Source organism: Marinobacter changyiensis (assembly GCF_009193265.1).
GTDB lineage: Bacteria > Pseudomonadota > Gammaproteobacteria > Pseudomonadales > Oleiphilaceae > Marinobacter > Marinobacter changyiensis.
Genome location: NZ_VZZZ01000003.1, coordinates 385585 through 408267 on the forward strand (window position 1 = coordinate 385585; position 22683 = coordinate 408267).

The following is a 22683-nucleotide window of genomic DNA, read 5'->3' on the forward strand; positions in this document are numbered from 1 at the left end:
AGCCGTTTATGACTTCTGCTTTAAACACAGCCCCCGGGCAAACCCGTGTCATTGTCGGTATGTCCGGCGGCGTGGACTCTTCTGTCGCAGCCTGGCTTCTGAAAGACCAGGGTTACGCGGTCGAAGGTCTGTTCATGAAAAACTGGGATGAAGACGACGGCACTGAATACTGCACCGCCATGACCGATCTGGCAGATGCACAGGCCGTGGCAGACCGAATTGGCATCACCCTGCACACCGCCAGTTTTGCGGCCGAGTACTGGGACCGGGTGTTCGAGCATTTTATCTCCGAGTACAAGGCCGGTCGTACCCCCAACCCGGATATCCTCTGCAACAAGGAGGTCAAATTTCGGGCGTTTCTGGATTATGCCGTTACTCTGGGCGCTGATTATATTGCCACCGGTCACTACAGCCGCCAGCACACCCTTGCTGACGGCGGTGGCCGCACACAGCTGCTTAAAGGTCTGGACCCGAACAAAGACCAGAGTTATTTCCTGCACGCAGTGTCTGGTGACCGGATTGCCCGAACCCTGTTTCCGGTAGGCGAAATCGAGAAGCCGGAAGTTCGGCGCATAGCAGCCGAACAAGGGTTTGTCACCCACGACAAGAAAGATTCCACCGGCATCTGTTTCATCGGTGAACGCAAGTTCAGGGACTTTTTGAAGCAGTACATTCCGGCCCAGCCCGGCGATATCGAAACACCGGATGGACAGGTTATCGGGCGCCATCAGGGTTTGATGTACCACACTATCGGACAGCGCCAGGGGCTGGGCATCGGTGGGATGAGCGAGTTTGGCCACGAGCCCTGGTACGTGGCGGAGAAAAACCTGGACCGCAATGTACTGGTTGTGGTCCAGGGCAAACAGCACCCACTCCTGTTCTCCCGCGGATTGATCGGCGGGCCAGTGGACTGGGTGGCCGGTGAGCCACCAGCCGGAAACTTCCGCTGCATGGCCAAGACTCGCTACCGTCAGCCTGATCAGGCATGTGACGTCAGCATCCACGGAGACGGTGTCCGGGTTGTATTTGATGACACCCAGCGCGCCGTCACTCCTGGCCAGTCCGTAGTGTTCTACCAGGGCGACGTTTGTCTCGGTGGCGGCGTAATCGAGCAAACCTGGCGGGATGGCGAGTCCGAACCCGCCAGTGGCGATGAAGTAACCCCAACAACAGGCGCATTCTCTTGAGCCGATCCATCCAGGAACAGACACTGGCGCTTGCAGGTATTTTCCAGGCTGCAGCCCTCGTACAACAAATTGCCCATCAGGGCCAATGCTCGAACTCGACCTTTGAGGCTTGCATTCGGTCACTCTTTGCCACTAATCCGGAATCAACGCTGGCGGTTTATGGCGAGCTGAAAGATCTGCGCGAAGGTCTCAACGCCCTCGCCGGCGTGCTGGGAGAGCAGAGCAAACAGCAGGACATGGAAATCCTGCGTTATGGCCTCAACCTGATCCAGCTCGAAGCCAAGCTCAACAAGCGCAACGATATGCTGGATGTGATCTCCAGCCGCATCGAACAGGCCCGCCATACCGCAAACCACTTCGGTTACGGGCACCGCAACCTGACGAGTAACCTGGCATCGATCTACGCCGATACCATCAGCACTTTCAAGCTGCGCATTCAGGTAACCGGTGATCCGAACCAGCTTCGGGTCGAGGAAAACGCCGCCAAGGTCCGCGCGTTGCTGCTCGCGGGCATCCGTTCTGCCGTGCTTTGGCGCCAGACCGGTGGCCGACGCTGGCACCTTATTTTCAATCGCAAGAAAGTTATCGCCACCGCCCGGGAACTGGCTGAAAAGGCGAACGAATCCGTTTACCACTGAACACCGTCCATCAGTGGTGTATTATATGGCACCTTTTTACCAACTGTTGTTACCAACTGACTTTTAAACCAACAGGTCTGTGGGCTGGCATTGTCACTATTTGCCCGGCCTGTCAGCCGTTATGAACTGCGAGGTTTTTCGATGGAACTCACTGCCCTGACTGCCATTTCTCCGGTCGACGGCCGCTATGGAGAAAAAGTGCGCGTCTTCCGCGACATTTTCAGTGAGTACGGCCTGATCAGAAACCGGGTAACCGTTGAAATACGCTGGCTGCAGCAACTGGCCTCCCACCCGCAGATCTCTGAGGTGCCGGCTTTTTCCGACGACGCCAATGACGCACTGGATGCCCTTGTCAGCGACTTCGATCTGGGCGACGCTGCCAGCATCAAGGACATTGAGCGCACCACCAATCACGACGTAAAAGCAGTGGAATACTTTATCAAGAACAAAATCGCTGGCGTGCCAGAACTTCACGCGGTCACCGAATTTGTTCACTTCGCCTGCACGTCCGAAGACATCAACAATTTGTCCCATGCGCTGATGCTGCGTGAGGGGCTCGATCTGGGCCTGCTGCCAGCCATGGATCGCGTCATCGACAAACTTGCTGCGCTGGCCCACGAACACGCTGGCCAACCCATGCTTTCCCGCACCCATGGCCAGACGGCTTCACCCTCAACGGTCGGCAAGGAGTTCGCCAACGTGGTGCATCGTTTGCGCCGGCAGATCAAACAGATTCGTCAGGTGGAACTGATGGGTAAAATCAACGGGGCGGTGGGTAATTACAATGCTCACCTTTCCGCCTACCCGGATATTGACTGGGCTGCCAATGCACAGCAGTTTGTCGAAGGGCTGGGGCTCGACTGGAATCCGTATACCACCCAGATAGAGCCCCACGACTACATCGCCGAGCTATACGACGCCATCGCCCGCTTTAACACCATTCTGATTGATCTTGATCGCGATATCTGGGGCTACATTTCCCTGGGCTACTTCAAGCAGAAGACCGTGGAAGGCGAAGTGGGCTCATCCACCATGCCTCACAAGGTCAATCCGATTGATTTTGAGAACTCCGAGGGCAATCTAGGCATCGCCAACGCGTTGTTCAGTCACCTGTCGGCAAAGCTGCCGATTTCCCGTTGGCAGCGCGACTTGACCGACTCGACGGTGCTTCGCAACCTGGGCGTCGGATTCGCTCACAGCCTGATCGCCTATGAGGCGACACTCAAAGGCCTGAGCAAGCTGGAAATCAATCCCGGCCGGCTGGATGATGATCTCAACCATGCATGGGAAGTGCTGGCGGAGCCGATTCAAACGGTGATGCGTCGCTATAACATCGAGAAACCCTACGAGAAACTGAAAGAGCTGACCCGTGGCAAAGCCATGACGCCGGAGGTTATCAAAGCGTTTGTGGAAAGCCTGGCGATCCCGGAAGCGGCAAAAGCGGAATTACGCACGCTGACACCGGCCCGTTATGCCGGTAATGCGGAAGACCAGGCCCGGAACATCTGACCATGGACATTCCCGGCGGCCTTTCAGCAGACATCTTCCTGCGGAACTACTGGCAGAAGAAACCTCTTGTCATCCGCCAGGCTTTCCCCGGCTTTACCAGCCCTGTATCAGCCGATGAACTGGCCGGACTGGCCTGCGAGGAGAGCGTCGAATCCCGCATTGTGATTGAAGATGATAACGGCAAACCCTGGCAACTTGAGAACGGGCCATTTCCTCCCGAGCGCTTCGAGCAACTGCCGGAGACTCACTGGACGCTGCTGGTTCAGGGTCTGGACCACTGGGTTCCCGAGGTAGCTGATCTTCTGGAAGCCTTTCGTTTCGTGCCCAACTGGCGGCTGGACGACATCATGGCCAGTTACGCCCCCGCCGGTGGCAGCGTGGGTCCGCACTTTGATCAGTACGACGTGTTCCTGCTGCAGGCAGAGGGTTACCGCCGCTGGGAATTTGGCGGCCATTGCGACGAAACCTCGCCCCGGGTAGAGGGCACGCCCCTACGGATTCTCAGCCGCTGGCAGGGAGAAGAAACCGTCACACTGGCCCCGGGGGACATGCTGTATCTGCCACCGGGAGTCGGCCACCACGGCATTGCCAAAGACGACTGCATCACGCTTTCCGTGGGTTTCCGGGCCCCGTCCGTGGACGACGTGTTAACCGGCTTCACCGACTTTCTCTGCGCTCAGCCCGAGACCAACAAACCGCTTGCAGATCCGGAACTTCAATGCCCGGAAAACCCCGGCGCCATTTCCCCGGAGGTCATCCGCAACCTCGGCGATGTGATCGCCCGGTACACAGGTGACCTCAAACAACTTGCCTACTGGTTTGGCCAGTACGCCACCATGCCAAAATCCACCAGCATCATTATGGCACCAGAGTCACCGGTCACACCCGACGCTTTGCTGGCAGAGATTGAAGACGGTGCAAACTTGCGATGGAACGAGGGTTCGCGCTTTGCCTACCATGAGTTTGAAGGTGAAACCGCGCTCTTTGTCGACGGGGAGCGGTATCTGCTGCGGGGCGATGCCCGTGGTCTGGCACCCGTTTTGTGCCGCGGCAACCGGCTTGATACCGATGTCATGGCTGGCTACCTCAAAGACGAGACCTTGCTGGGCCTTATCACCGCCTTGTACAACCAGGGAAATCTGATACTGGAATGACGCTCAGAATCCGCAAATACAGCTGGCAACTGGTTCCAGAGGTGGTCAAGGAAATCCGGCAGAGCGTCTTTATTGACGAGCAACGCGTGCCTCCGGAGATGGAATGGGACGACACCGACAGCATCGCGGATCATTTCCTCGCTCTGCTTCCGGACAACACTCCGGTTGCCGTGGCCCGGATGTTCCCCTCCCTTACGCAAACCGCTAACATCGGTCGCATGGCAGTGTTGCCAGCGTACCGTAGACAAGGTGTTGGTGAGCAGTTGCTACAACACATGATTCGGGAAGCGGCATCGGACTGTCCGGATCTCTATCTCTCCGCCCAGATTGCCGCCGTGGCGTTCTATCAGCGTGCAGGCTTTCACGTGTGCTCTATGCCTTACGAGGATGCTGGCATCCAGCACGTTGACATGCGCTGTTACGCACCAGCACTGGTGACATCGCAATGGGAGCACCGCACCAAGCCCCTGGTGATGGGGCATGACGACGAAGCCTGGCTGTTCGATTCCGAGGCAAACCTGGTTGCGCTGTCCGACTCGGTGGTCAATCAGGCCAGGCAAAGGCTGTGGCTTTACGACCAGACTCTTGGGCATGATCTTTACGACCGTCACCGTTTCCGGGAAATCCTGTCCGCCCTGGCCCGTCGCCACCGGTTAAGCGAAGTAAAGCTGCTGATTCACGATGACAAACCACTGGTAAAACGCCGGCATCAGATCGTCGAGCTCATGCGTAGGCTCCCCAGCAAGATCGAGCTGCGTCTGGTCAACCCGGATCATCCCTGCGGAAGCCAGCCCTTCATGCTGGCTGACCGGTCGGCGCTGGTTTATCGTCATGGTTTTGACACGGCAGAAGGCTTTGCGAATTTCTCGGCACCGGGGCACGTAAAACGCCTGGCCGACAATTTCCAGCGGATGTGGGAATCTGGGAGTCCATCGTTGGAGTTGCGTCAGTTACCGCTCTGAGTGGCTCGACATGTAACCATCAGGCGCTTCAAACTGCCGCCCGAACGGCGCAAATTCTGTATCCACTTCTTCTGCGACCCCGATGATCACCCGCCTCAGCCACTGATGGTCTGAATTGTGCTGCAGCAACGGACTCCAGGCCATCTTCAGCTCAAACGGGGGAATATCAAACGGCGGTACCTTGACCACCAGGCCAGGATTATCCTTCTGCAGCCAGGCTGCCCGGCTCGGCAGAGTCGCAATCAGGTCGTGTTGTTCTGCGAGCAACATCGCCACCTGATAATGCCGGGTGAATACCGATATCCGGCGCTTGCGGTTCATCCGGGAGAGCGCTTCATCCACCCAGCCCAGCCGCTGCACATCTTTCGGGTTGACCCCGACACCCACACCGAACCCGGTTTTGCTGACCCAGATATGGCTCGCTTCCAGATAGGAATCCAGGGTAAAGGGCTGCCTGAGTATGGGATTATCAGCATTCATCAGACAGGCAAAATATTCCGTCCAGAGCGTCTTTTGATGGAACGATTGGGGAATCTTGTCGAATCGGTTGATCGCCATGTCGAGTCGGCCCTGCTCGACATCCAGAAAGCTGACGTCGCTGGGTGTTAACACATCGAGTGTGACGTGCGGCGCTTCCTGTCGAATACGTCGCAGAACACGAGGCATCAGACAGGATTCGGCATAGTCGCTGGCCATAATGCGGAAAACCCGCTGGCTTTCCATGGCAGCAAAGGGTGTCTTCTCCTGCACTGCCTGTTCGATATCGGACAAAATACTTCTCACCAGCGGCTGCAGCTTCACTGCCCGTTCCGTTGGCGTCATGCCCTCGCTGGTTCTCACCAGTATCGGGTCCCCAAACAGGTCCCGCAACCGGCGCAGGCCATTGCTCATGGCGGGCTGGGTGATGCCGAGATGGTTTGCCGCCTTGGTGACGTTCTTTTCCCGTAACAACACGTCCAGATACACCAGCAGATTAAGATCCACCCGAGAAATATCCATCCTGCGCCCGCCCTTGTCGCAACACTTGAGAAAGTGGCTGCATTTCTGAAATGAATACTAGCAAGGTTACCAATAAAAAAGGCTGATACAAAGAGGCTGTCGTGATCGTTTGCCAAAATAAAGAGATCGCAAACCAGCTCTGGCTGTTAACATCTGCTAACGGATTATATGGGGAATTTCTGCTAACCTTTCGGACACTTGCCGAACCCAGTGCGCACGTAATGGCTCACGACGGCAGACATGGCTAACCAACAGCGAAGGTAGCGTCAGACTGCATGGATACAACAACAATTGTTATATTTTTTGCTGTTATCGTATTCGTCTCCATTGGCCTCGTTGTCCTCAGCCAAATGCGGGAACGGGCCAAACTGGAGCGAGCGCGAAAAGTAACGGCTCTGGAAGACAGCTATAACCGCACCAATCGTTTGCTCAATGAAATTCCCGGCCAGTATCTGACCGCCGACCTCAAGCTGCTGCTTCTTACCCGCATAGAAGAGATCTGTGGTGAGCTCGCCAACCTGAAAACCCAGTTGCCTGCCACCCAGTGGTTGAGCGAAGCCCGACAGCTGAAACAGAAAGTTGTCGAGGGTAATGATCAGCGGGCTCCGGTCAAAATTGACTCCCCCGAAAAATCCGCTTATGTGAAAGAATTACTGCAGAGTCTTTTCAAACTGATTGAGTCTCTTCATAAAAGCCGCCGCATTGATGGCGCGGTGGCGAAAAAGAATCTGAAATATGTTTTGTTCCTTGTACATAAAACCCATGCCGATCTGCATGTTTTCCAGGCCCGGGAATTCATCCGCCAGGACCAGCTTCGCAAAGCGATCCACGCTTATCACCTGGCCAGTACCGAGCTGGGCAAATCAAGCGATAACCCGCTGGCGCTTAAAGCCGTCAAAAGCTTCCGGACCCGCATCAAGGAACTGGAAGCGCTGATGGCCGGCGGTTCCACCAGTGACTCATCCGACAAGCAACGTCGAATGGATAAAGAGTGGGACACTTTCCTGCACGACGATGAATGGAAAAAGATGGCCGATTACGACAAATAACGGCCAGCTATTGATTCGAGGGATTACTTTGATCTCAGGCAGAAAAACAGGGATGTAGCAGGTTTTGACAACCGCATTCAACAAGCGTCTTTCCTTCAGGCTGACACGAAATACCGTGCTTTTGGCCATGTTGGTAGGCTTTGTTCTCAATATTGGCCAGGTTACGCTGGACTATGTCCACGCTCGCGCGAACATGAGCAGCGAGATCCAGGCGCTGATGGAAATCAGCCACAGCCCGGCCTCCCAGATCGCCTATAATATTGACGCCCGCCTGGCAGAAGAATTGCTGGACGGACTGATCAAGCACCCGGCTATTGTCGACGCCCGTATTGTCGATTCTGAAAACCGTACTCTCGCCGCCGCCAGCCGTAGCAGTCCCCAATCGCGCTATCGCTGGCTCAGCGATATGCTTTTCGAGCCCAGCCGATTTTATTCAACCGATCTCCGGGTGCCCCAGCTGGCCGAGATACCCCTGGGCAGTCTGACCATCACCATCGATACCTATCACTATGGAACCGAATTCCTGAGCCGCGCGGGATACACCATTGTTCTCGGCTTTGTTAAAAGTCTCGCACTTTCGGTCATGCTGTTGATTGTTTTTTATTTTATGCTGACCAAACCGATGCTTCGCGTTATCGAAACGCTGAGTGCGGTTGAACCCAAGACCCCGGAAAAAGTTCGCCTGCCAGTCCCCCACAACCATGAAGAGGACGAAATCGGACAGATGGTGGGCATTATCAACCGGCACCTGGACACCATAGACTCAAGCCTCGATCAGCTCCGCGCCGCCGAAAGCGAGATGAAGAACTACTCCGGCAAGCTGGAAAAAGAAGTGGATGATCGTACCCGCGAAATATCCGATAAGAACGAAGCCTTACAACGAGGCAACCGGGCCCTGATTCGGGCCAAGGAAGACGCCGTGCGGCGAGCGCGCTCACGCGCCAATTTTCTTGCCAGCATGAGCCATGAAATCCGCACCCCGCTGAACGGTATACTCGGTATGCTGAGCCTGTCACTGGAAGGCGAGCTGGAAGCCAGCCAGCGCAATCGGCTTGAAATCGCACAGAATGCCGGCCAAAGCCTGCTGGGGCTGTTGAACGACATCCTCGATATTTCCAAGGTAGAGGCGGGCAAACTAAACCTCGAAGCCATCCCTTTCGATCTCCGGACCCTGATGGAAGAGTGCGCAACTCTGCATTCTCAACAATCAGTGCGAAAAGGCATCGAACTGGTTGTAGACATCGAACCGGGTTTGCCTGAGAGCTTTCTTGGCGACCCGACGCGTACCCGGCAAATTATCAACAACCTGCTCGGCAATGCCATCAAATTCACGGACGCGGGAGAAGTCAGGATTCGGGTCACACAGACCGGGGGCAATGTGCGGCTCGACCTCATTGATACGGGCATCGGCATGTCCGATGACGGGCTGCGGCGCATTTTCGCACCCTTCTCCCAGGCCGGGTCCGACACGACCCGCCGCTATGGTGGAACCGGCCTGGGCCTGACACTGTGCCGGCAACTGGTTGAACGTATGCACGGCCAGATCCTGGTGGAATCAGAGGAGAAGCAGGGCACACATTTCACGGTTTTGCTACCCTTACCGGTTCATCCGTCAGAGACACCGGTATTTGAGATACCCGCGACGCTCAAAACCAATGGCGTTTATCTCGTCGTGCCCCACAACAACCCCCACCGAATACCGGTCGAGCGACAGTTACACAGCTGGAATCTGTCGCTGCGAAATATCGATGACATTACGGATAACGATCTGAACCCGGACTATCAGGCGGTATTGATTATAGATCTTGCTGAACCGGGTGCCTTTGAAATTGCGGACCAATGGAGAGCCAGTCAGGTGATTGTGCTTGAGCAACGCAGCCAACTGCCGCTTCGTCAGAGTTGGCAAGTCCTGGCGCTGCCGTTGCGGCGCCGGGAGCTTCATCGGACGCTTTACCGTGCGGCTGGTGGCATCGAAGCGATATCATCGGCCGCGCTACCTGCAAGTGACGAAGAAAGTCCCGCGCAACACCTGCGCCTGTTACTTGTCGAAGACAATCGGGTCAACCAGATTGTCGCAAGCGGCATTCTTAAAAAACTGGGCTTCAGCGTAGACCTCGCCGAGAACGGAGAGCGAGCGATCGCCGCGCTGACCAACGGCCATTACGATATGGTGCTGATGGACTGTCAGATGCCTGTCATGGACGGGTATGAAGCCACCCGCCAAATCCGCCAGAACCCCGACTGGCAGCGCCTCCCCATCATCGCCATTACGGCCAATGTCATGCAGGGTGATAAAGACGATTGCCTCGCGGCAGGAATGAATGATTACATTACCAAACCCTATGACAGGCAGGGGCTGAAGAAAACGATCGAGCGTTGGGCGCGCCCTCAGGATCACTAACAGCCTGACTGGCCTCAAGCTGGCGCAGAAGCGAGCAACTTCTCGATATCGCCCCGGATTGATTCCGGCTTGGCGGTTGGAGGATAGCGCTTCACTACCTGCCCTTCCCTGTTAATAAGAAATTTAGTGAAGTTCCATTTGATCTTCTCGGAACCAAGCAGGCCTTTCGCTCCGGACTTGAGAAACTCATAGAGCGGATGCGCGTTCGGACCGTTAACTTCGATCTTCGCAAACATCGGGAAGTCGACACCATAGTTCAGCCTGCAGAACTGACTGATCTCATCGTTATCTGCAGGGTCCTGATTCAGGAACTGGTTGCAGGGAAACCCCAGTACGCTGAAGCCTTTTTCCTTGAAGTCGGAGTAAAGCGACTGCAAACCTTCAAACTGCGGCGTAAACCCGCATTTACTGGCAGTGTTCACGATCAGCAGCACCTGGCCGCTATAGTCCGCCAATGAATGTTGCTGACCACTGATATCCTGGACGTCAATGTCATAAAGAGCGGAGGTCATATTTTCCCCTTGGAGTATTCAAAATTATGTTGCGCACAGTTTGCTCAATCAATTATTTTGCCTGTTACTGGGTCAAATCACCAATCGGTGACTGGTAAATCCATGGAATTCGTGCCATTTTTCATCACAATTCATCACCATTGACCTGTTACCGGCGCCTCGTGCTCCGCTAGAATACGGGTTTCGCCCCCAGACTCAGGAAGTGTCCGTTTATGCAGAACTACAAGAAGTCCGCCAAGCTCGATAACGTGTGTTACGAAATACGTGGCGTGGTTCTGCGTGAGGCGCGTCGCCTGGAGGAGGAAGGTCACCGGGTGCTCAAGCTCAATATCGGTAATCCGGCCGCCTTTGATCTGGATGTGCCCGAGGAAATCCAGCAGGACGTGATCTACAACATGCCTTCCGCTCAGGGCTACGTGGAATCCAAGGGTTTGTTCTCTGCCCGCAAAGCGGTGATGCACTATTGCCAGCAGCGGGGTATCGACAAAGTGGATATCGATGACATCTACCTGGGTAACGGCGTCAGCGAAATGATCGTCATGTCCATGCAGGCACTGTTGAACACCGGCGACGAAGTTCTCATCCCGGCACCCGATTACCCACTCTGGACCGCGGCTGTAACACTTTCCAGCGGCAAGCCCGTGCACTACCGCTGCGATGAGAAGCAGGACTGGTACCCGGATATTGACGACATCAAGAGCAAGCTGACGTCCCGCACCCGAGCCATTGTTCTGATCAACCCCAATAATCCGACCGGAGCTGTCTATTCCACCGAACTGCTGGAGCAGGTCATAGAACTCGCTCGTCAGCACAACCTGATTGTTCTGTCGGATGAAATCTATGACAAGATTCTCTATGACGGCGTAGAACACGTCTCTACCGCCTCACTGGCCGACGACGTGCTGTTTTTTACTTACAACGGCCTGTCCAAGAACTACCGGGCCGCAGGCTACCGGTCAGGCTGGATGATCATCAGTGGCGCCAAACACAAAGCCCGGGATCTGATTGAAGGTATTGATATGCTCGCCTCCATGCGGTTGTGTGCCAATGTTCCGGCGCAACTCGCAATCCAGACAGCGCTCGGCGGTTACCAGTCAATTAATGACCTGGTGGCCCCCGGCGGGCGCCTCTATGAGCAACGGGAAACCGCCTGGTCACTTCTGAATGATATCCCGGGTGTCAGTTGCGTGAAGCCCAAGGGTGCGCTCTACCTGTTCCCCCATCTCGACCCGAAGCGGTTCCCGATCCAGAATGACGAACGCCTGGTTCTTGACCTTCTGGTGCAGGAAAAAATCCTACTGGTTCAGGGCTCGGCCTTCAATATTGAGGACAAACAACATTTTCGGGTTGTTTTCCTGCCCAGGGAAGACGCGCTTGAAGACGCCATCAAGCGCCTGGCGCATTTCCTGGCGACCTATCAGCAGTAGGCCAGCGTTTTTATGGCGGACATTCATGCTGAAGAGTTCTATATTTATAGGGGAGGCGCTGCGCAACGGTATTCCGGCCCGCATCCGCCACGTGGTCCGCGCCACTTTTCTCAACGGTTCCTGACGCTTCCCGAAGCCTAAAGTTGATTAAAACGTTGTAAACCTGTTGATTCAGTGCGACCAAAACCCAATGATGGTACCAAACCCGAACGAGGCGGTCCGCACCTTCACTGATTGAATTCCGAGGTACCAGTCCATGAGAATACTGTTGTTTCTGGCCACCAACCTTGCGGTCATTCTGGTGGCCAGTTTTACCCTTCGTATACTCGGTGTCGACAGCTACCTGACCCAGTACGGCATCAATTATGAGTCCCTGCTGATCTTCGCGGGTATTTTCGGCTTCGCGGGCTCGTTCATATCGTTGCTGATTTCAAAACCCATGGCCAAATGGAGCACCAGGGCCAAGGTAATCGAAAACCCTCGCACGCCTGCTGAGCGCTGGCTGGTGGATACCGTGGCCCAGATGGCCAAACAGGCGGGTATTGGTATGCCAGAGGTCGCGATTTTTCCGGCCAGGCAATCCAATGCGTTCGCAACCGGCTGGAACAAAAACAATGCCCTGGTTGCGGTCAGCGAAGGCTTGCTGCATCGTTTCAACAAGGATGAAATTCAGGCAGTACTCGGCCATGAAATCGGACACGTGGCCAACGGAGATATGATTACGCTCGCGCTCATTCAGGGGGTGGTCAACACCTTTGTTATCTTTGCCTCACGGGTTATCGGGTCATTTGTGGACCGGGTCGTTTTCAGGAATGAAAGCGGCCACGGTATCGGCTTTTTTGTCGTCAGCATTGTGGCGGAAATCGTGTTGGGCATTCTTGCCAGCACTATTGTGTTCTGGTTCTCCCGGCGCCGTGAGTTTCGCGCTGACATCGCCGGGGCCCAACTGGCGGGCCGGGGCGCCATGATCAGTGCCCTTGCACGATTGAAGCAGGAGAGCGAAATACCCGATGAGATGCCGGACAGCCTGCAGGCATTTGGCATTAATCGCGGGGCCCGTGGTGGCCTGAGCGCGCTGTTCATGACCCATCCACCGCTGGAGAAACGGATAGACGCGTTAAAACAGAACCCGGTTTTGGCTTGAACTTTTCTGCCATATTGTGCCAAAGCAGGATGGCGAGATTCCCAATATCTCGCCAGAATAACCTCGGAAGATCACTTAGAACGTAATCTTTCAGTCATAATCATGGGCTAGTCTGAGATGGACACTTGGAGAAACACTATGACGGAGAAAAAGGAAGTGATGCAGCAAAAGCAGCAGTCGGAGGATCTAATGAACGGAGCCGCCATCATTCTTTCTGACGGTCAGGAAATGCCGATTACCGATACCATGGTGCGCCAGTCCCTGGATTCTATCGTTGAGTCCTCCAACCACCCATCGGAGCGCGATCAGGCATCGTCCTGATGCTGGAAGTCAAAGTTTCAGCTTGAAGCCCAAGCCCTTGAAGACGTCCTGCAAAGACCGGCTGGTGCCTTTGAGCTGGATCTTGACGCTGGAAAACTCCCGTCGCACCGGATAGTCCCGACGAAGTCGGTCAAATTCCCTACCTCGCTCAGCAGACACCGTGGCCATCATGTTTCGAAGTCGTGCATCATCCCGCCTGGGGTCGTAACAGGCCCGAATTGCTGTACTGGAGGCCTCCGATGCCTGGGCAGAGCTGGTGAAAGCAATCTTGGCAAGCGCGGGTTCAGGCAGGAACTGGCCGCTGCGCTTGCGCGCGGGCAACCCGAGAAAACGACATAGCGCCTGGTAAATCATCTCGGTGCCCTGCACCTTCCCTTCCAGGCTGTAGCCAGCTACATGGGGCGTGGCCAACCAGGTAAGCGCCAAGGTTTCGGGGCTGATGTCCGGCTCGTTTTCCCACACATCGAGGGCGACTGTCGGTGCATCAGGCTGCTGCAAGCGTTCACGCAGGGCTGTTTCGTCAATGATTTCGCCCCGGCTACTGTTAATCAGCAACTGACCGGCATTCATTCCGGCCAGCCTTGTGGCATCAATCATCTGGAAGGTCGGATGCTCACCATCATGGGTCAACGGCGTATGGATGCTCACCACATCACAGGCCAGAGCCTCCTCCAGATCGACAAACAGGTTGGAGTCTGTCTCCTCTGACTCACGGAACGGATCGCACACCTTGATATCGAATCCGAGCTTTACAAGTGTGCGCCAGAGTGCCCCACCCACATTGCCGGCGCCTACAATACCGACACTGCGGCCTGTCCAATGGGTCTGGTCCGTGCGCTCCGCCCACAGCGACAGCACGCTGAGAACATACTCCACCACGCTGTTTGCGTTGCAACCCGGCGCGCAGCAAAACGTCACCTCACGGCTGGCCAGATACTCTCTGTCCACATGATCGGTACCGATGGTCGCCGTACCGACAAACTTGACCCCGCTTCCCTCCAATAACGCTTCGTCTACACGGGTGACCGAGCGGACAAGCAGTATGTCGGCGTTTCGCACATCGTCTGCGGTCATATCACGACCGGACACCCGACGAATCTGTCCGATATCCTCGAAAAACGCGTCCAGCAGCGGGATGTTCTCATCGGCTACGATTAACATGGTCAATCCCGTCCGTTCAGGCTCGCCGCTGGCGCGGACGTTGGTTGCGGGCTGCCGGAGGACGACGGTTGCCGCCTCGACGCCGGGCAATAACTGGTTGTTCAAGCGGTTCCATGAGATCTTCCTCGGGCACACTTGACGTCAGTTTTTGACCGATATACCGCTCGATAGCTGGCAGGGAGAAGGCGTCGTCTTCACTGGCGAAACTGATGGATATACCATTCTGCCCCGCCCGTCCGGTACGCCCGATGCGGTGGACATAATCTTCCGCACTGTCTGGCAGATTGTAATTGAATACGTGGGTCACCCCGTCAACATGGATACCACGACCGGCCACATCGGTGGCGACCAGGACCTGAATGTCTCCCCGTTTGAACTGGTCGAGTGTCTTCAGACGCTTGTTCTGGGGAATTTCACCGGACATCAGCGCGGTCTTGACGCCCTGATTGCGGAGGTCTTCGTCCAGGTCCCGGCATTGATCGCGACGGTTGGCAAAGACCAGCGCCTTCTCCACGCCCTCTTTCTTCAGGCAATTAACCAGCACCGTCAGCTTTTCATCACCACCGACAAAGTAAACGGTCTGCTGAACCCGTTCGGCCGTCTTTTGCTCGGGTTCGATCTCCACAAACTCGGCATTACCGGTCCACATGGACGCAAGATTCAGTACATCCTGGTTAAAGGTGGCGCTGAACAGCAGCGTCTGCCGGTTTTCCTTGGGTGTGCATTTACGGATGATGCGTTTGACGTCCGGTATAAAGCCCATATCCAGCATACGGTCGGCCTCATCCAGAATCAGCAGGTCAAGCTGGTCAAGGAACACGTCCTGGGAGCCCAAAAAGTCGATCAGACGCCCCGGCGTCGCCACCAGAATATCCACCACTTCGTTTTGCAGCTGATCCCGCTGCTTATCGTAATTCATGCCTCCGACAACCGTCACAACGTTGTGACCGGTGTAACCACAGAGCTCTTCAGCGTCCTTGGCAATCTGCATGGCCAGCTCACGGGTCGGGGCCAGGGCCAGCACCCGAGGCTCGGAGGCGAACCGATCTGACTCAGGAATAGGGTTCTCCAGCATGCGCTGGATACCGTTGATCAGGAAAGCCGCTGTTTTACCGGTACCCGTCTGGGCCTGACCAATCAGATCCTTGCCTGCAAGGGTAACGGGCAGGGTTTCCGCCTGGATCGGTGTGCAGTACTCAAAGCCGATATCGGTAATCGCATCCAGCAAGCGCTGGTCGAGACCCAGATCAACAAAGCGGGTTTTGCCCTCAACGACCGGCACTTCGGGTCTTTGAGCGTTTGTTCGGGTTGTGTCTGATGGCACGTGTATCTCCACAGCCCTTGAGCGGGCTGACAATTCACATTTAATCGGTAACGCAGCAAGCTACCGAATCTGGTTCGGCGTTACACCCTGCGTTCCAGTCGTCAATAAACCGGTGTGCTGTTCCGTAAAAATCCAACAGCGCTTGGTGAAACAATGCGGCCCGCACCGGCAAGCGGTTCCTGAAATAGGTATTGGCCTGATAAACAACCTGACGGCGAAATTCCGTGGCGTTTGCGGCCCCACTCCCAGACAGATTATCGGTACTGAGGTGAAAGGCCTTGCCTGCTGCTATCGAAAACAGCCATTCCAATGCCTGAGGCTTGACTTCCACCTGTTCAAACGCCTGTTGTTGTTCAGCGGTACGGCCATCCGGGCAGTACCAGTAACCATAATCCAGAAGCGTGCGGCGATGTGAACCGGCGATACACCAGTGACTGATTTCATGAAGCGCGCTGGAGAAATAGTCGCGCGTAAACACAACCCTGGCAAGACTGTCTGGCCTTTCTGCAGGAATGTATTCTGGTTCATCGCCGTCGCCGACCAATACTGTCCGGTAGGATCCCCGGAACAAGTCATTGAACAGCATGATAAGATCGTTCGAATGGTGGCTCATGCGTTCGCTATTGTGCGACTTTAGCGCGTTCAATACCAGTGGGAACTTTATTTCAACCGGTCACTCAAAGTTGCAGAAATAGTTAACCAGAAACTTACTCGAAAAGTTACCTGAACTGCCTTGAAGATCTACCAAAGGCCGGTAACAATCTGAATAATTCAAGCCTTCGGGCGCAAGCAACCAAACAGACGAGACTATGCCCCCAACGCAACAGCCTGAACTGTCCGCCACACATCGGATTGCACGCGCCTATCGATTTCCGCTTTCCGCCCTTTACGTTACCGTTGTCGCGACGATCGCACTGTTTATTCTGTTGCTCTCTTTTTCGGTCCAGGCGAACTGGCTGACGTCTGACCCGAACGATGGCTTCTTGCCTGTGGATGAAGCCTTGCCGTTCGATTTCACTATCGGCAACAACGGCGTCGTGTTGTCCTGGGACATTGCCCCTGAGCACTATCTCTATAAAGAAAGGGTTTCAGTTCGTTCCGAGACTGAGGGCGTTGTACTGGGTCCACCAGTGTTTTCAGCAGCAGGCACGGAAACCGAAGACGAGTTCTTCGGCAAGGTAACCGTGCTCTATGATCCGGTAGACGCACAGGTTGCGGTGACCTTGCCCGATGGTGTTCGCGAGGCGCAGTTGAAGGTTACCTATCAGGGCTGCGCAAATGCCGGCTTATGTTACCCGCCCCAGACCCGGGATGTTTTTTATTATGCAGGTTCCGGGAACGCCGAGCCCACGGTCAGCACAGCGGCAGCCTCCCGCACCACCAACATCACCTTACCAGCACCATCAGCTCCTTCTGATACCCGCTCCGCCAGCGGCCTTGCCGGCTTTCTGGCCCAGCAATCCCTGGCGGTGGTGGCACTGGTGTTCCTGGCACTCGGACTCGGGCTGACATTCACGCCTTGTGTATTGCCAATGGTGCCGATTATTTCCGCACTGGTCTCAAGCCGAAATACCCAAACAACCGCTCATGCGCTGCTACTTGCCTTCAGCTATGTGCTGGGTATGGCCCTGACTTATGCTGCGGCAGGGGTGATCACCGGTCTGCTTGGCGCAAGCTTTAACCTGCAGGCGCAATTACAGTCGCCCTGGGTGCTCGCGACCTTTGCCACCCTGTTCGTACTGTTCTCCTTAGCCATGTTCAACGTCTTTGACCTGCAGTTACCCCGTTTTCTGCGGGACCGGCTGAACGAGGCCAGCAGCAACCTGACCGGTGGACGAGTCGCCAGCACCTTCCTGATTGGTGCCGTGTCTGCCCTGGTGGTCTCGCCCTGCGTGTCGGCTCCACTGGCTGGCAGTCTTCTGTATATCAGCACCACCCAGGATGCGGTCGCAGGTGGCATCGCCCTGTTTGCGCTGGGCCTGGGGATGGGCATTCCCCTGATTCTGGTCGCCGTGGGAGGCAGGAAATTCCTGCCGGCTTCCGGCCCCTGGATGAATGTGGTGAAAGCCTTCTACGGTGTGATGTTGCTGGCTGTCGCGATCTGGTTGATCGAACGCATGGTGCCGGGCTGGATTGCCCTGACGCTTTGGGGGTTATTGGCCGCCATCACCGGCGTCCAGCTCGGCGCATTTGATGCCGCAAAGCCGGGCTGGCAACGCACCTGGAAAGGTCTGGGCATGGTTGTTTTCGTCTATGGCCTGGCCCTGCTGGCTGGCGCGATTTCCGGCGCGAATGACCCGATGCGCCCGCTCGCTCCTTATCTGGTGAACCAGAGCTCTGCCGGGGCCGGCCAGGTGGTCCACGCCGACTTCACCCGACTGGAAAGCCCGCAGGATGTTCGAAGGGAGCTCGAAAATGCTGCCGCAGCTGGTCGACCTGTCATGCTGGATTTCTACGCTGACTGGTGTATCAGCTGCAAGATAATGGAAAGGAATGTCTTCAGCGATCCGACCGTGATCGGTGCACTTGGTCCGATCACACTGCTGCAAATTGATCTGACAGACAATACACTGGAGCAGCAGCAGTTTCTTGATGAGCTGGGACTGTTCGGCCCGCCCGCTATTCTGTTTTATCAGCCCGGCGGCAAAGAGGCTCAGAACCTCAGAGTACTCGGCGAAATGGATCGCGATGAGTTTCTCGACCACCTCGGTGGCGCCAGCAGATATCTGCAGAGCAGCACGATTGCTAACCCCGCCGGATAAAGAAAATAAACTCCTCTCCGCTGTGGGTTTCCAGCATCAGCTCATGGTTCAGAAACTGGCAGAAACGCGGCACGTCACGAGTAGTGGAAGGATCCGTCGCGACGATTTTCAATATGCCACCCTCGACCAGTTCGGACATTTTTCCGTGCAACAACATTACCGGCTCCGGGCACATCAGGCCGCGGGCATCCAGCTCAAGATCGAAGTCAGGTTCGTCCAAAAGATCACTCCTGCAGTTGGGGAAACAAGAACCACATGCTAAATTATTGTTTATAACTATCAAATATAGAACCACAAAATCAGTCTAGCGCGAAACGAGGTACTACATGATCCGGGTTTTGATTGAACGTCACATTGCCGAGTCCCTGGAATCCGCCTATGAAGAATGCTCCAGATCCGTTCTTCGGCAAGCCATCAGCGCCCCTGGCTTTGTCTCAGGTGAAACTCTGGTCGATGCTAACGATCCTAACCATCGACTGACCCTGTGCAACTGGCGCTCTACCACCGACTGGCATCGATGGTACCACTCCGAAGAACGCAAGGAGCTGATGACTCAGCTGATGCCGATGATGGATCAGGATGAGAAGATCACGGTACTGAAACAAAGCTGACTAATCCAGACGTTCAATAAAGCAGGTAATCTCTTCCCGGTCATGGTAAAGGTGCCGGGCTTGCAGCCGATACTGAATACCGGCTTCAGACAGCCCCTCGGTAATAATCTGCCGGCACAGAAGCCACTCCTCATACCGCTTTTTCATTGGCAGTTTGAGGTTGAACACGCTGTAACGACACAGGCGGTCGGCAAACCAGTCAACGGCCAGTCGGGCGGTTTTCCGAGGCTGATCAACAATATCGCACACCATCCAGTCAACCGAGCGATGGGGCCGCCATCGAAAACCATCGGCTTCAATATGCTCTACATGACCGCTGGCCATCAGATCGGGCTCCATCGGGCCGTTATCAATAGCCGTCACCAGCATGCCGTACTTGACCAGTTGCCAGGTCCAGCCACCCGGTGCCGCACCCAGATCCACCGCTTTTTTGCCACCGCCCAGCAAATCGAGGGTGCGTTCTGCGGGAATAAAGACTTTCCACGCTTCTTCCAGTTTCATTGCAGACCGGCTCGGCGCGGCCGATGGCACCCGAAGGCGAGGGATGCCGCCGGGGAAAGGTGATCGGTTACCGGCATGACTGATTCCGAGTAAGGCGGAGGAGAAATCCGGCAGATAAATTTCGAGACGGTTGTGATCAGGGTTCGCGGAGGGCTCTCCTAACAGCCCTGCCCCCCGCAAGCCTTTGGACAGAGGCGCCGTCCACTTACGGGCAAAATTGCCCAGATCATGGTCTGCATTCTCCTCAGGAATCCGGGTTTCAACGCGACTACAGCCAGCTAATCGGGAGCGAACATCACGCAACCCATGAATAATTGCCCCGACACGATCGGACTCAGGAAGGCCGACCTCGGTAAGTAACTCGAACCAGTCGCGACAGAAGACCAGATGCTCCAACGGCAGAAGATTCATCAGCTCCGCCGCACTTTCCCCGCCACTCAGGGTAAAACGGATACTTCCACCCCCCGGCTGGGGCTGGAAGTAGCCAAAAATACCCGACAACGCTGCCATATCGGTAAGTTCCCGACCTACCTCGGATTCAAAACCCGGGCGGCAGAACACAATAATCTGATCCATAAAACACCTGATCGAGAAGTTAACACTGTTTGACAGCCTGACGGCCAATATTTGTCCTGGCTGCTGACGTCTTTGACCAGGATAAGAGTTGTTCTGCTGATACTGGCCTTTACGCTGCCCTACGGAAACCTGAATGTCACAACCTATGGCCCATCATGAAGCGACCGGCCTCTCCTGCCGCTTTGGTAATCAGCGCTTGTTGCGTCGTCCCCAGGCTGCGCAGCGGTTTAAAGTCGTGATCCCCACCCTCAAGCCAGTGAAGCTCAGCATGCAAAGTGACATTCTGACACGCCATGACTTCCTCGCGTTTCCCAAAGGGGTCGCGACTGCCTTGCAGCACACATAAGGGACGATTCAGATTTGGAAAATGCTCTGTTCGCCATTTGTCCGGCCTGCCGGGAGGATGAAATGGATAGCCGAAGCACACTGCACCAGAAACGCTGGCCTCAAGGGCCTCCGAAGCAATCACCAGGCTCGCAACGCGACCTCCCATCGACTTCCCCCCGATGAAAAGTGGTCGTTCCGGGCCGATCATCTCTCTGACACGCCTGATCTCATCAACAAAAAATGACTGCAGCTTAAGCGCTGACCCCGGCGGTCGCTTGCGGCCATCCTCCCGGCGCGCCTTCATATAAGGAAACTCAAAACGGATCACGGTCAGACCATGGGAAGCAAGCGCAAACGACAGACTGTTCATATAAGGGGAGTCTGACGGAGCACCCGCACCATGAGCGAGTAAAATTACCGACTTTCCACTTCCTTCTGTCGTCAAGTCGAGGTATTTCACAGGTGCTCCAACAGCAACTATCATAGATTGAACGGGTCAGGCTAACCTACTGATCCCAAATGCGCTAAACAAGGTTGTAAAAACAGCTATTTCAAACATCGGTAAAATCACCCATGTTGCTGATTTGAGCGGCATAGTGACTTGATCTGAGTCATTGCAAACAATATTCGGATTCTCCATACTTGCGCCCGAATCTTTCCCACCCTGAACTCACTGGTAAGACTATGAGCACAGTAAATTCAAACCTGACATACAACTACAAGGTGGTAAGGCAATTTACCATCATGACGGTGGTATGGGGCATTATCGGAATGAGCCTCGGCGTGCTGATTGCAGCGCAGCTTGTCTGGCCGGCAGCCAACCTTGATTTTGCCTTTACTCATTTCGGTCGTCTCCGACCGCTACATACTAACGCCGTGATTTTTGGCTTTGGTGGCAGTGCATTGTTTGCTACGTCTTACTATGTGGTGCAGCGTACCTGCCAGGCACGACTGTTTTCAGACGGTCTCGCCGCAGCAACCTTCTGGGGCTGGCAACTGGTGCTGGTATCGGCGGCAATCACCTTGCCGTTAGGCTACACCTCCACGAAAGAATATGCCGAGCTGGAGTGGCCCATTGATATTCTCATTACCCTGGTCTGGGTGACCTACGCGGTGGTGTTTTTCGGTACCATTACCAAGCGTAAAACCCCGCATATTTATGTGGCAAACTGGTTCTATGGGGCCTTTATTCTGACGGTTGCTGTATTGCATATTGGCAACAGCCTTGCCCTGCCTGTGTCAGCGTTCAAGTCGTACTCTGTCTACAGTGGTGTCACCGACGCCATGATTCAGTGGTGGTACGGCCATAATGCGGTTGGTTTCTTCCTGACCGCCGGCTTCCTGGGCATGATGTATTATTTTGTGCCCAAGCAGGCTGGACGGCCGGTTTATTCCTATCGTCTGTCCATCGTTCATTTCTGGGCGCTGATCGCTACTTATGTCTGGGCCGGTGGCCACCACCTGCATTATAGCGCTCTGCCAGACTGGGCCCAGACCGTTGGCATGGTCATGTCGCTGATTCTTCTGGCACCCTCCTGGGGCGGCATGATCAACGGCATGATGACCCTGTCCGGGGCCTGGCACAAACTGCGCACCGACCCGATCCTGCGGTTTCTGGTGGTCTCATTGTCCTTTTATGGCATGTCGACGTTTGAAGGTCCGATGATGGCGATCAAAACCGTCAACGCTCTGTCCCACAATACTGACTGGACAATCGGCCATGTGCACTCAGGTGCCCTGGGCTGGGTCGCAATGATTACCATTGGTGCCGTCTATCATCTGGTGCCAAAGCTATGGGGTATTCAGGCGATGTACAGCACGCCGCTGATCAACCTTCACTTCTGGCTGGCAACGGTTGGGACCGTACTTTACATCGTCGCGATGTGGGTAAACGGCATTATGCAAGGCCTCATGTGGCGTGCGATTAACGATGACGGCACCCTCACCTACAGTTTTGTAGAAGCCCTTGAAGCCTCCACACCGGGATACTTTGTGCGGTTCCTGGGTGGCGTGATTTTCCTCTTCGGTATGCTGGTTATGGCTTATAACGTTCGCATGACCATCCGCCAGAAAGATGCCGTTGCGCTGGATAACCAAGCAGTTCAACCGGCCTGATAG

The 22683-nt window shown here is 55.3% G+C and carries 21 protein-coding genes; 13 read left to right on the forward strand and 8 right to left on the reverse strand.

All coding sequences use genetic code 11. The features are described from left to right. Positions 1-8 precede the first annotated feature (8 nt). The 5 genes from mnmA (at position 9) to F6Y09_RS10520 (ending at position 5450) form a co-directional block, all read left to right on the forward strand. Positions 9-1187 carry a tRNA 2-thiouridine(34) synthase MnmA gene (gene mnmA, locus F6Y09_RS10500; RefSeq protein WP_246180465.1) on the forward strand — a complete coding sequence of 393 codons (1179 nt, stop codon included), beginning with the start codon at positions 9-11 and terminating at the stop codon, positions 1185-1187. Continuing rightward, positions 1184-1825 carry a high frequency lysogenization protein HflD gene (gene hflD / locus F6Y09_RS10505; RefSeq protein WP_152206873.1) on the forward strand — a complete coding sequence of 214 codons (642 nt, stop codon included), beginning with the start codon at positions 1184-1186 and terminating at the stop codon, positions 1823-1825. The genes mnmA and hflD overlap by 4 nt, the downstream gene beginning before the upstream one ends. A gap of 141 nt (positions 1826-1966) precedes the next feature. After that, entirely contained in the window at positions 1967-3334 is a 1368-nt protein-coding gene (gene purB / locus F6Y09_RS10510; RefSeq protein ID WP_152206874.1) for an adenylosuccinate lyase, read from the forward strand. A gap of 2 nt (positions 3335-3336) precedes the next feature. Then, positions 3337-4488 carry a cupin domain-containing protein gene (locus F6Y09_RS10515; RefSeq protein ID WP_152206875.1) on the forward strand — a complete coding sequence of 384 codons (1152 nt, stop codon included), beginning with the start codon at positions 3337-3339 and terminating at the stop codon, positions 4486-4488. Further along, on the forward strand, positions 4485-5450 hold the full coding sequence (locus F6Y09_RS10520) for a GNAT family N-acetyltransferase (protein ID WP_152206876.1): 966 nt from the start codon (positions 4485-4487) through the stop codon (positions 5448-5450). Before F6Y09_RS10515 ends, F6Y09_RS10520 begins: the two co-directional genes overlap by 4 nt. On the opposite strand, the gene F6Y09_RS10525 is transcribed toward F6Y09_RS10520, so the two are convergent. Then, positions 5439-6449, reverse strand: a complete 1011-nt coding sequence (locus tag F6Y09_RS10525; protein ID WP_152206877.1) for a LysR family transcriptional regulator — start codon at positions 6447-6449, stop codon at positions 5439-5441. The two genes, F6Y09_RS10520 and F6Y09_RS10525, sit on opposite strands and share 12 nt — an antisense overlap. Positions 6450-6724: 275 nt before the next feature. On the opposite strand from F6Y09_RS10525, the gene F6Y09_RS10530 reads away from it, so the two are divergent. Then, positions 6725-7498 (forward strand): hypothetical protein, encoded by a 774-nt coding sequence (locus tag F6Y09_RS10530; RefSeq protein ID WP_152206878.1) that lies wholly within the window; start codon positions 6725-6727, stop codon positions 7496-7498. A 64-nt stretch (positions 7499-7562) separates the two neighbouring features. Beyond that, positions 7563-9899: a hybrid sensor histidine kinase/response regulator gene (locus F6Y09_RS10535; RefSeq protein WP_343031102.1), complete on the forward strand. Its 2337-nt coding sequence runs from the start codon at positions 7563-7565 to the stop codon at positions 9897-9899. A 14-nt stretch (positions 9900-9913) separates the two neighbouring features. Here F6Y09_RS10535 and F6Y09_RS10540 read toward each other — a convergent pair whose 3' ends face one another. Next, a complete protein-coding gene (locus F6Y09_RS10540) occupies positions 9914-10411 on the reverse strand; it encodes a glutathione peroxidase (RefSeq protein WP_152206879.1) in 498 nt (165 codons plus the stop codon). A 212-nt stretch (positions 10412-10623) separates the two neighbouring features. Between F6Y09_RS10540 and F6Y09_RS10545 the strand changes: the two genes are divergently transcribed. The 3 genes from F6Y09_RS10545 to F6Y09_RS10555 all read left to right on the forward strand — a co-directional run bounded on the left by F6Y09_RS10545 (position 10624) and on the right by F6Y09_RS10555 (position 13303). Continuing rightward, positions 10624-11838 carry a pyridoxal phosphate-dependent aminotransferase gene (locus F6Y09_RS10545; RefSeq protein ID WP_152206880.1) on the forward strand — a complete coding sequence of 405 codons (1215 nt, stop codon included), beginning with the start codon at positions 10624-10626 and terminating at the stop codon, positions 11836-11838. A 256-nt stretch (positions 11839-12094) separates the two neighbouring features. Beyond that, positions 12095-12982 carry a protease HtpX gene (gene htpX, locus F6Y09_RS10550; RefSeq protein WP_152206881.1) on the forward strand — a complete coding sequence of 296 codons (888 nt, stop codon included), beginning with the start codon at positions 12095-12097 and terminating at the stop codon, positions 12980-12982. Between the two features lie 138 nt (positions 12983-13120). Continuing rightward, positions 13121-13303, forward strand: coding sequence for a PA1571 family protein (locus F6Y09_RS10555; RefSeq protein ID WP_152206882.1), 183 nt, complete (start codon positions 13121-13123; stop codon positions 13301-13303). 9 nt (positions 13304-13312) lie between these two features. Here F6Y09_RS10555 and pdxB read toward each other — a convergent pair whose 3' ends face one another. Genes pdxB through F6Y09_RS10570 form a run of 3 tightly spaced genes read right to left on the reverse strand, consistent with a single transcriptional unit; the run spans position 13313 to position 16401 of the window. Then, positions 13313-14464: a 4-phosphoerythronate dehydrogenase PdxB gene (pdxB, locus tag F6Y09_RS10560; protein ID WP_152206883.1), complete on the reverse strand. Its 1152-nt coding sequence runs from the start codon at positions 14462-14464 to the stop codon at positions 13313-13315. A gap of 16 nt (positions 14465-14480) precedes the next feature. Then, positions 14481-15788 carry a DEAD/DEAH box helicase gene (locus F6Y09_RS10565; RefSeq protein WP_425481834.1) on the reverse strand — a complete coding sequence of 436 codons (1308 nt, stop codon included), beginning with the start codon at positions 15786-15788 and terminating at the stop codon, positions 14481-14483. 40 nt (positions 15789-15828) lie between these two features. Then, positions 15829-16401, reverse strand: coding sequence for an elongation factor P hydroxylase (locus tag F6Y09_RS10570; protein WP_152206884.1), 573 nt, complete (start codon positions 16399-16401; stop codon positions 15829-15831). Between the two features lie 196 nt (positions 16402-16597). Between F6Y09_RS10570 and dsbD the strand changes: the two genes are divergently transcribed. Continuing rightward, positions 16598-18550 (forward strand): protein-disulfide reductase DsbD, encoded by a 1953-nt coding sequence (dsbD, locus tag F6Y09_RS10575; protein ID WP_152206885.1) that lies wholly within the window; start codon positions 16598-16600, stop codon positions 18548-18550. Here the strand turns inward: dsbD and tusA are convergent. Then, on the reverse strand, positions 18534-18770 hold the full coding sequence (gene tusA / locus F6Y09_RS10580; protein ID WP_152206886.1) for a sulfurtransferase TusA: 237 nt from the start codon (positions 18768-18770) through the stop codon (positions 18534-18536). The genes dsbD and tusA overlap by 17 nt on opposite strands. Before the next feature lie 106 nt (positions 18771-18876). Here tusA and F6Y09_RS10585 point away from each other — a divergent pair, with 106 nt between their 5' ends. After that, positions 18877-19161: an antibiotic biosynthesis monooxygenase family protein gene (locus F6Y09_RS10585; protein ID WP_152206887.1), complete on the forward strand. Its 285-nt coding sequence runs from the start codon at positions 18877-18879 to the stop codon at positions 19159-19161. Here the strand turns inward: F6Y09_RS10585 and rlmM are convergent, their stop codons facing one another. Together rlmM and F6Y09_RS10595 are read right to left on the reverse strand one after the other, a co-directional pair. Then, the gene (gene rlmM / locus F6Y09_RS10590) at positions 19162-20238 is read right to left on the reverse strand and encodes a 23S rRNA (cytidine(2498)-2'-O)-methyltransferase RlmM (RefSeq protein WP_152206888.1); all 1077 of its coding nucleotides are present in this window, start codon (positions 20236-20238) and stop codon (positions 19162-19164) included. It abuts the gene before it with no gap. A gap of 136 nt (positions 20239-20374) precedes the next feature. Then, the gene (locus tag F6Y09_RS10595) at positions 20375-21025 is read right to left on the reverse strand and encodes an alpha/beta family hydrolase (RefSeq protein WP_246180466.1); all 651 of its coding nucleotides are present in this window, start codon (positions 21023-21025) and stop codon (positions 20375-20377) included. A gap of 224 nt (positions 21026-21249) precedes the next feature. Between F6Y09_RS10595 and ccoN the strand changes: the two genes are divergently transcribed. Next, positions 21250-22680, forward strand: a complete 1431-nt coding sequence (ccoN, locus tag F6Y09_RS10600) for a cytochrome-c oxidase, cbb3-type subunit I (protein ID WP_152206890.1) — start codon at positions 21250-21252, stop codon at positions 22678-22680. Positions 22681-22683: the final 3 nt, after the last annotated feature.

What these genes read in the sequence shown, in the direction of transcription:
- mnmA (WP_246180465.1), top strand. Translation starts at nt 9, where the DNA reads ATGACTTCTGCTTTAAACACAGCCCCCGGGCAAACCCGTGTCATTGTC.
- purB (WP_152206874.1), top strand. Translation starts at nt 1,967, where the DNA reads ATGGAACTCACTGCCCTGACTGCCATTTCTCCGGTCGACGGCCGCTAT.
- F6Y09_RS10515 (WP_152206875.1), top strand. Translation starts at nt 3,337, where the DNA reads ATGGACATTCCCGGCGGCCTTTCAGCAGACATCTTCCTGCGGAACTAC.
- F6Y09_RS10520 (WP_152206876.1), top strand. Translation starts at nt 4,485, where the DNA reads ATGACGCTCAGAATCCGCAAATACAGCTGGCAACTGGTTCCAGAGGTG.
- F6Y09_RS10525 (WP_152206877.1), bottom strand. Translation starts at nt 6,449, where the DNA reads ATGGATATTTCTCGGGTGGATCTTAATCTGCTGGTGTATCTGGACGTG.
- F6Y09_RS10530 (WP_152206878.1), top strand. Translation starts at nt 6,725, where the DNA reads ATGGATACAACAACAATTGTTATATTTTTTGCTGTTATCGTATTCGTC.
- F6Y09_RS10540 (WP_152206879.1), bottom strand. Translation starts at nt 10,411, where the DNA reads ATGACCTCCGCTCTTTATGACATTGACGTCCAGGATATCAGTGGTCAG.
- F6Y09_RS10545 (WP_152206880.1), top strand. Translation starts at nt 10,624, where the DNA reads ATGCAGAACTACAAGAAGTCCGCCAAGCTCGATAACGTGTGTTACGAA.
- htpX (WP_152206881.1), top strand. Translation starts at nt 12,095, where the DNA reads ATGAGAATACTGTTGTTTCTGGCCACCAACCTTGCGGTCATTCTGGTG.
- F6Y09_RS10555 (WP_152206882.1), top strand. Translation starts at nt 13,121, where the DNA reads ATGACGGAGAAAAAGGAAGTGATGCAGCAAAAGCAGCAGTCGGAGGAT.
- pdxB (WP_152206883.1), bottom strand. Translation starts at nt 14,464, where the DNA reads ATGTTAATCGTAGCCGATGAGAACATCCCGCTGCTGGACGCGTTTTTC.
- F6Y09_RS10570 (WP_152206884.1), bottom strand. Translation starts at nt 16,401, where the DNA reads ATGAGCCACCATTCGAACGATCTTATCATGCTGTTCAATGACTTGTTC.
- dsbD (WP_152206885.1), top strand. Translation starts at nt 16,598, where the DNA reads ATGCCCCCAACGCAACAGCCTGAACTGTCCGCCACACATCGGATTGCA.
- F6Y09_RS10585 (WP_152206887.1), top strand. Translation starts at nt 18,877, where the DNA reads ATGATCCGGGTTTTGATTGAACGTCACATTGCCGAGTCCCTGGAATCC.
- rlmM (WP_152206888.1), bottom strand. Translation starts at nt 20,238, where the DNA reads ATGGATCAGATTATTGTGTTCTGCCGCCCGGGTTTTGAATCCGAGGTA.
- ccoN (WP_152206890.1), top strand. Translation starts at nt 21,250, where the DNA reads ATGAGCACAGTAAATTCAAACCTGACATACAACTACAAGGTGGTAAGG.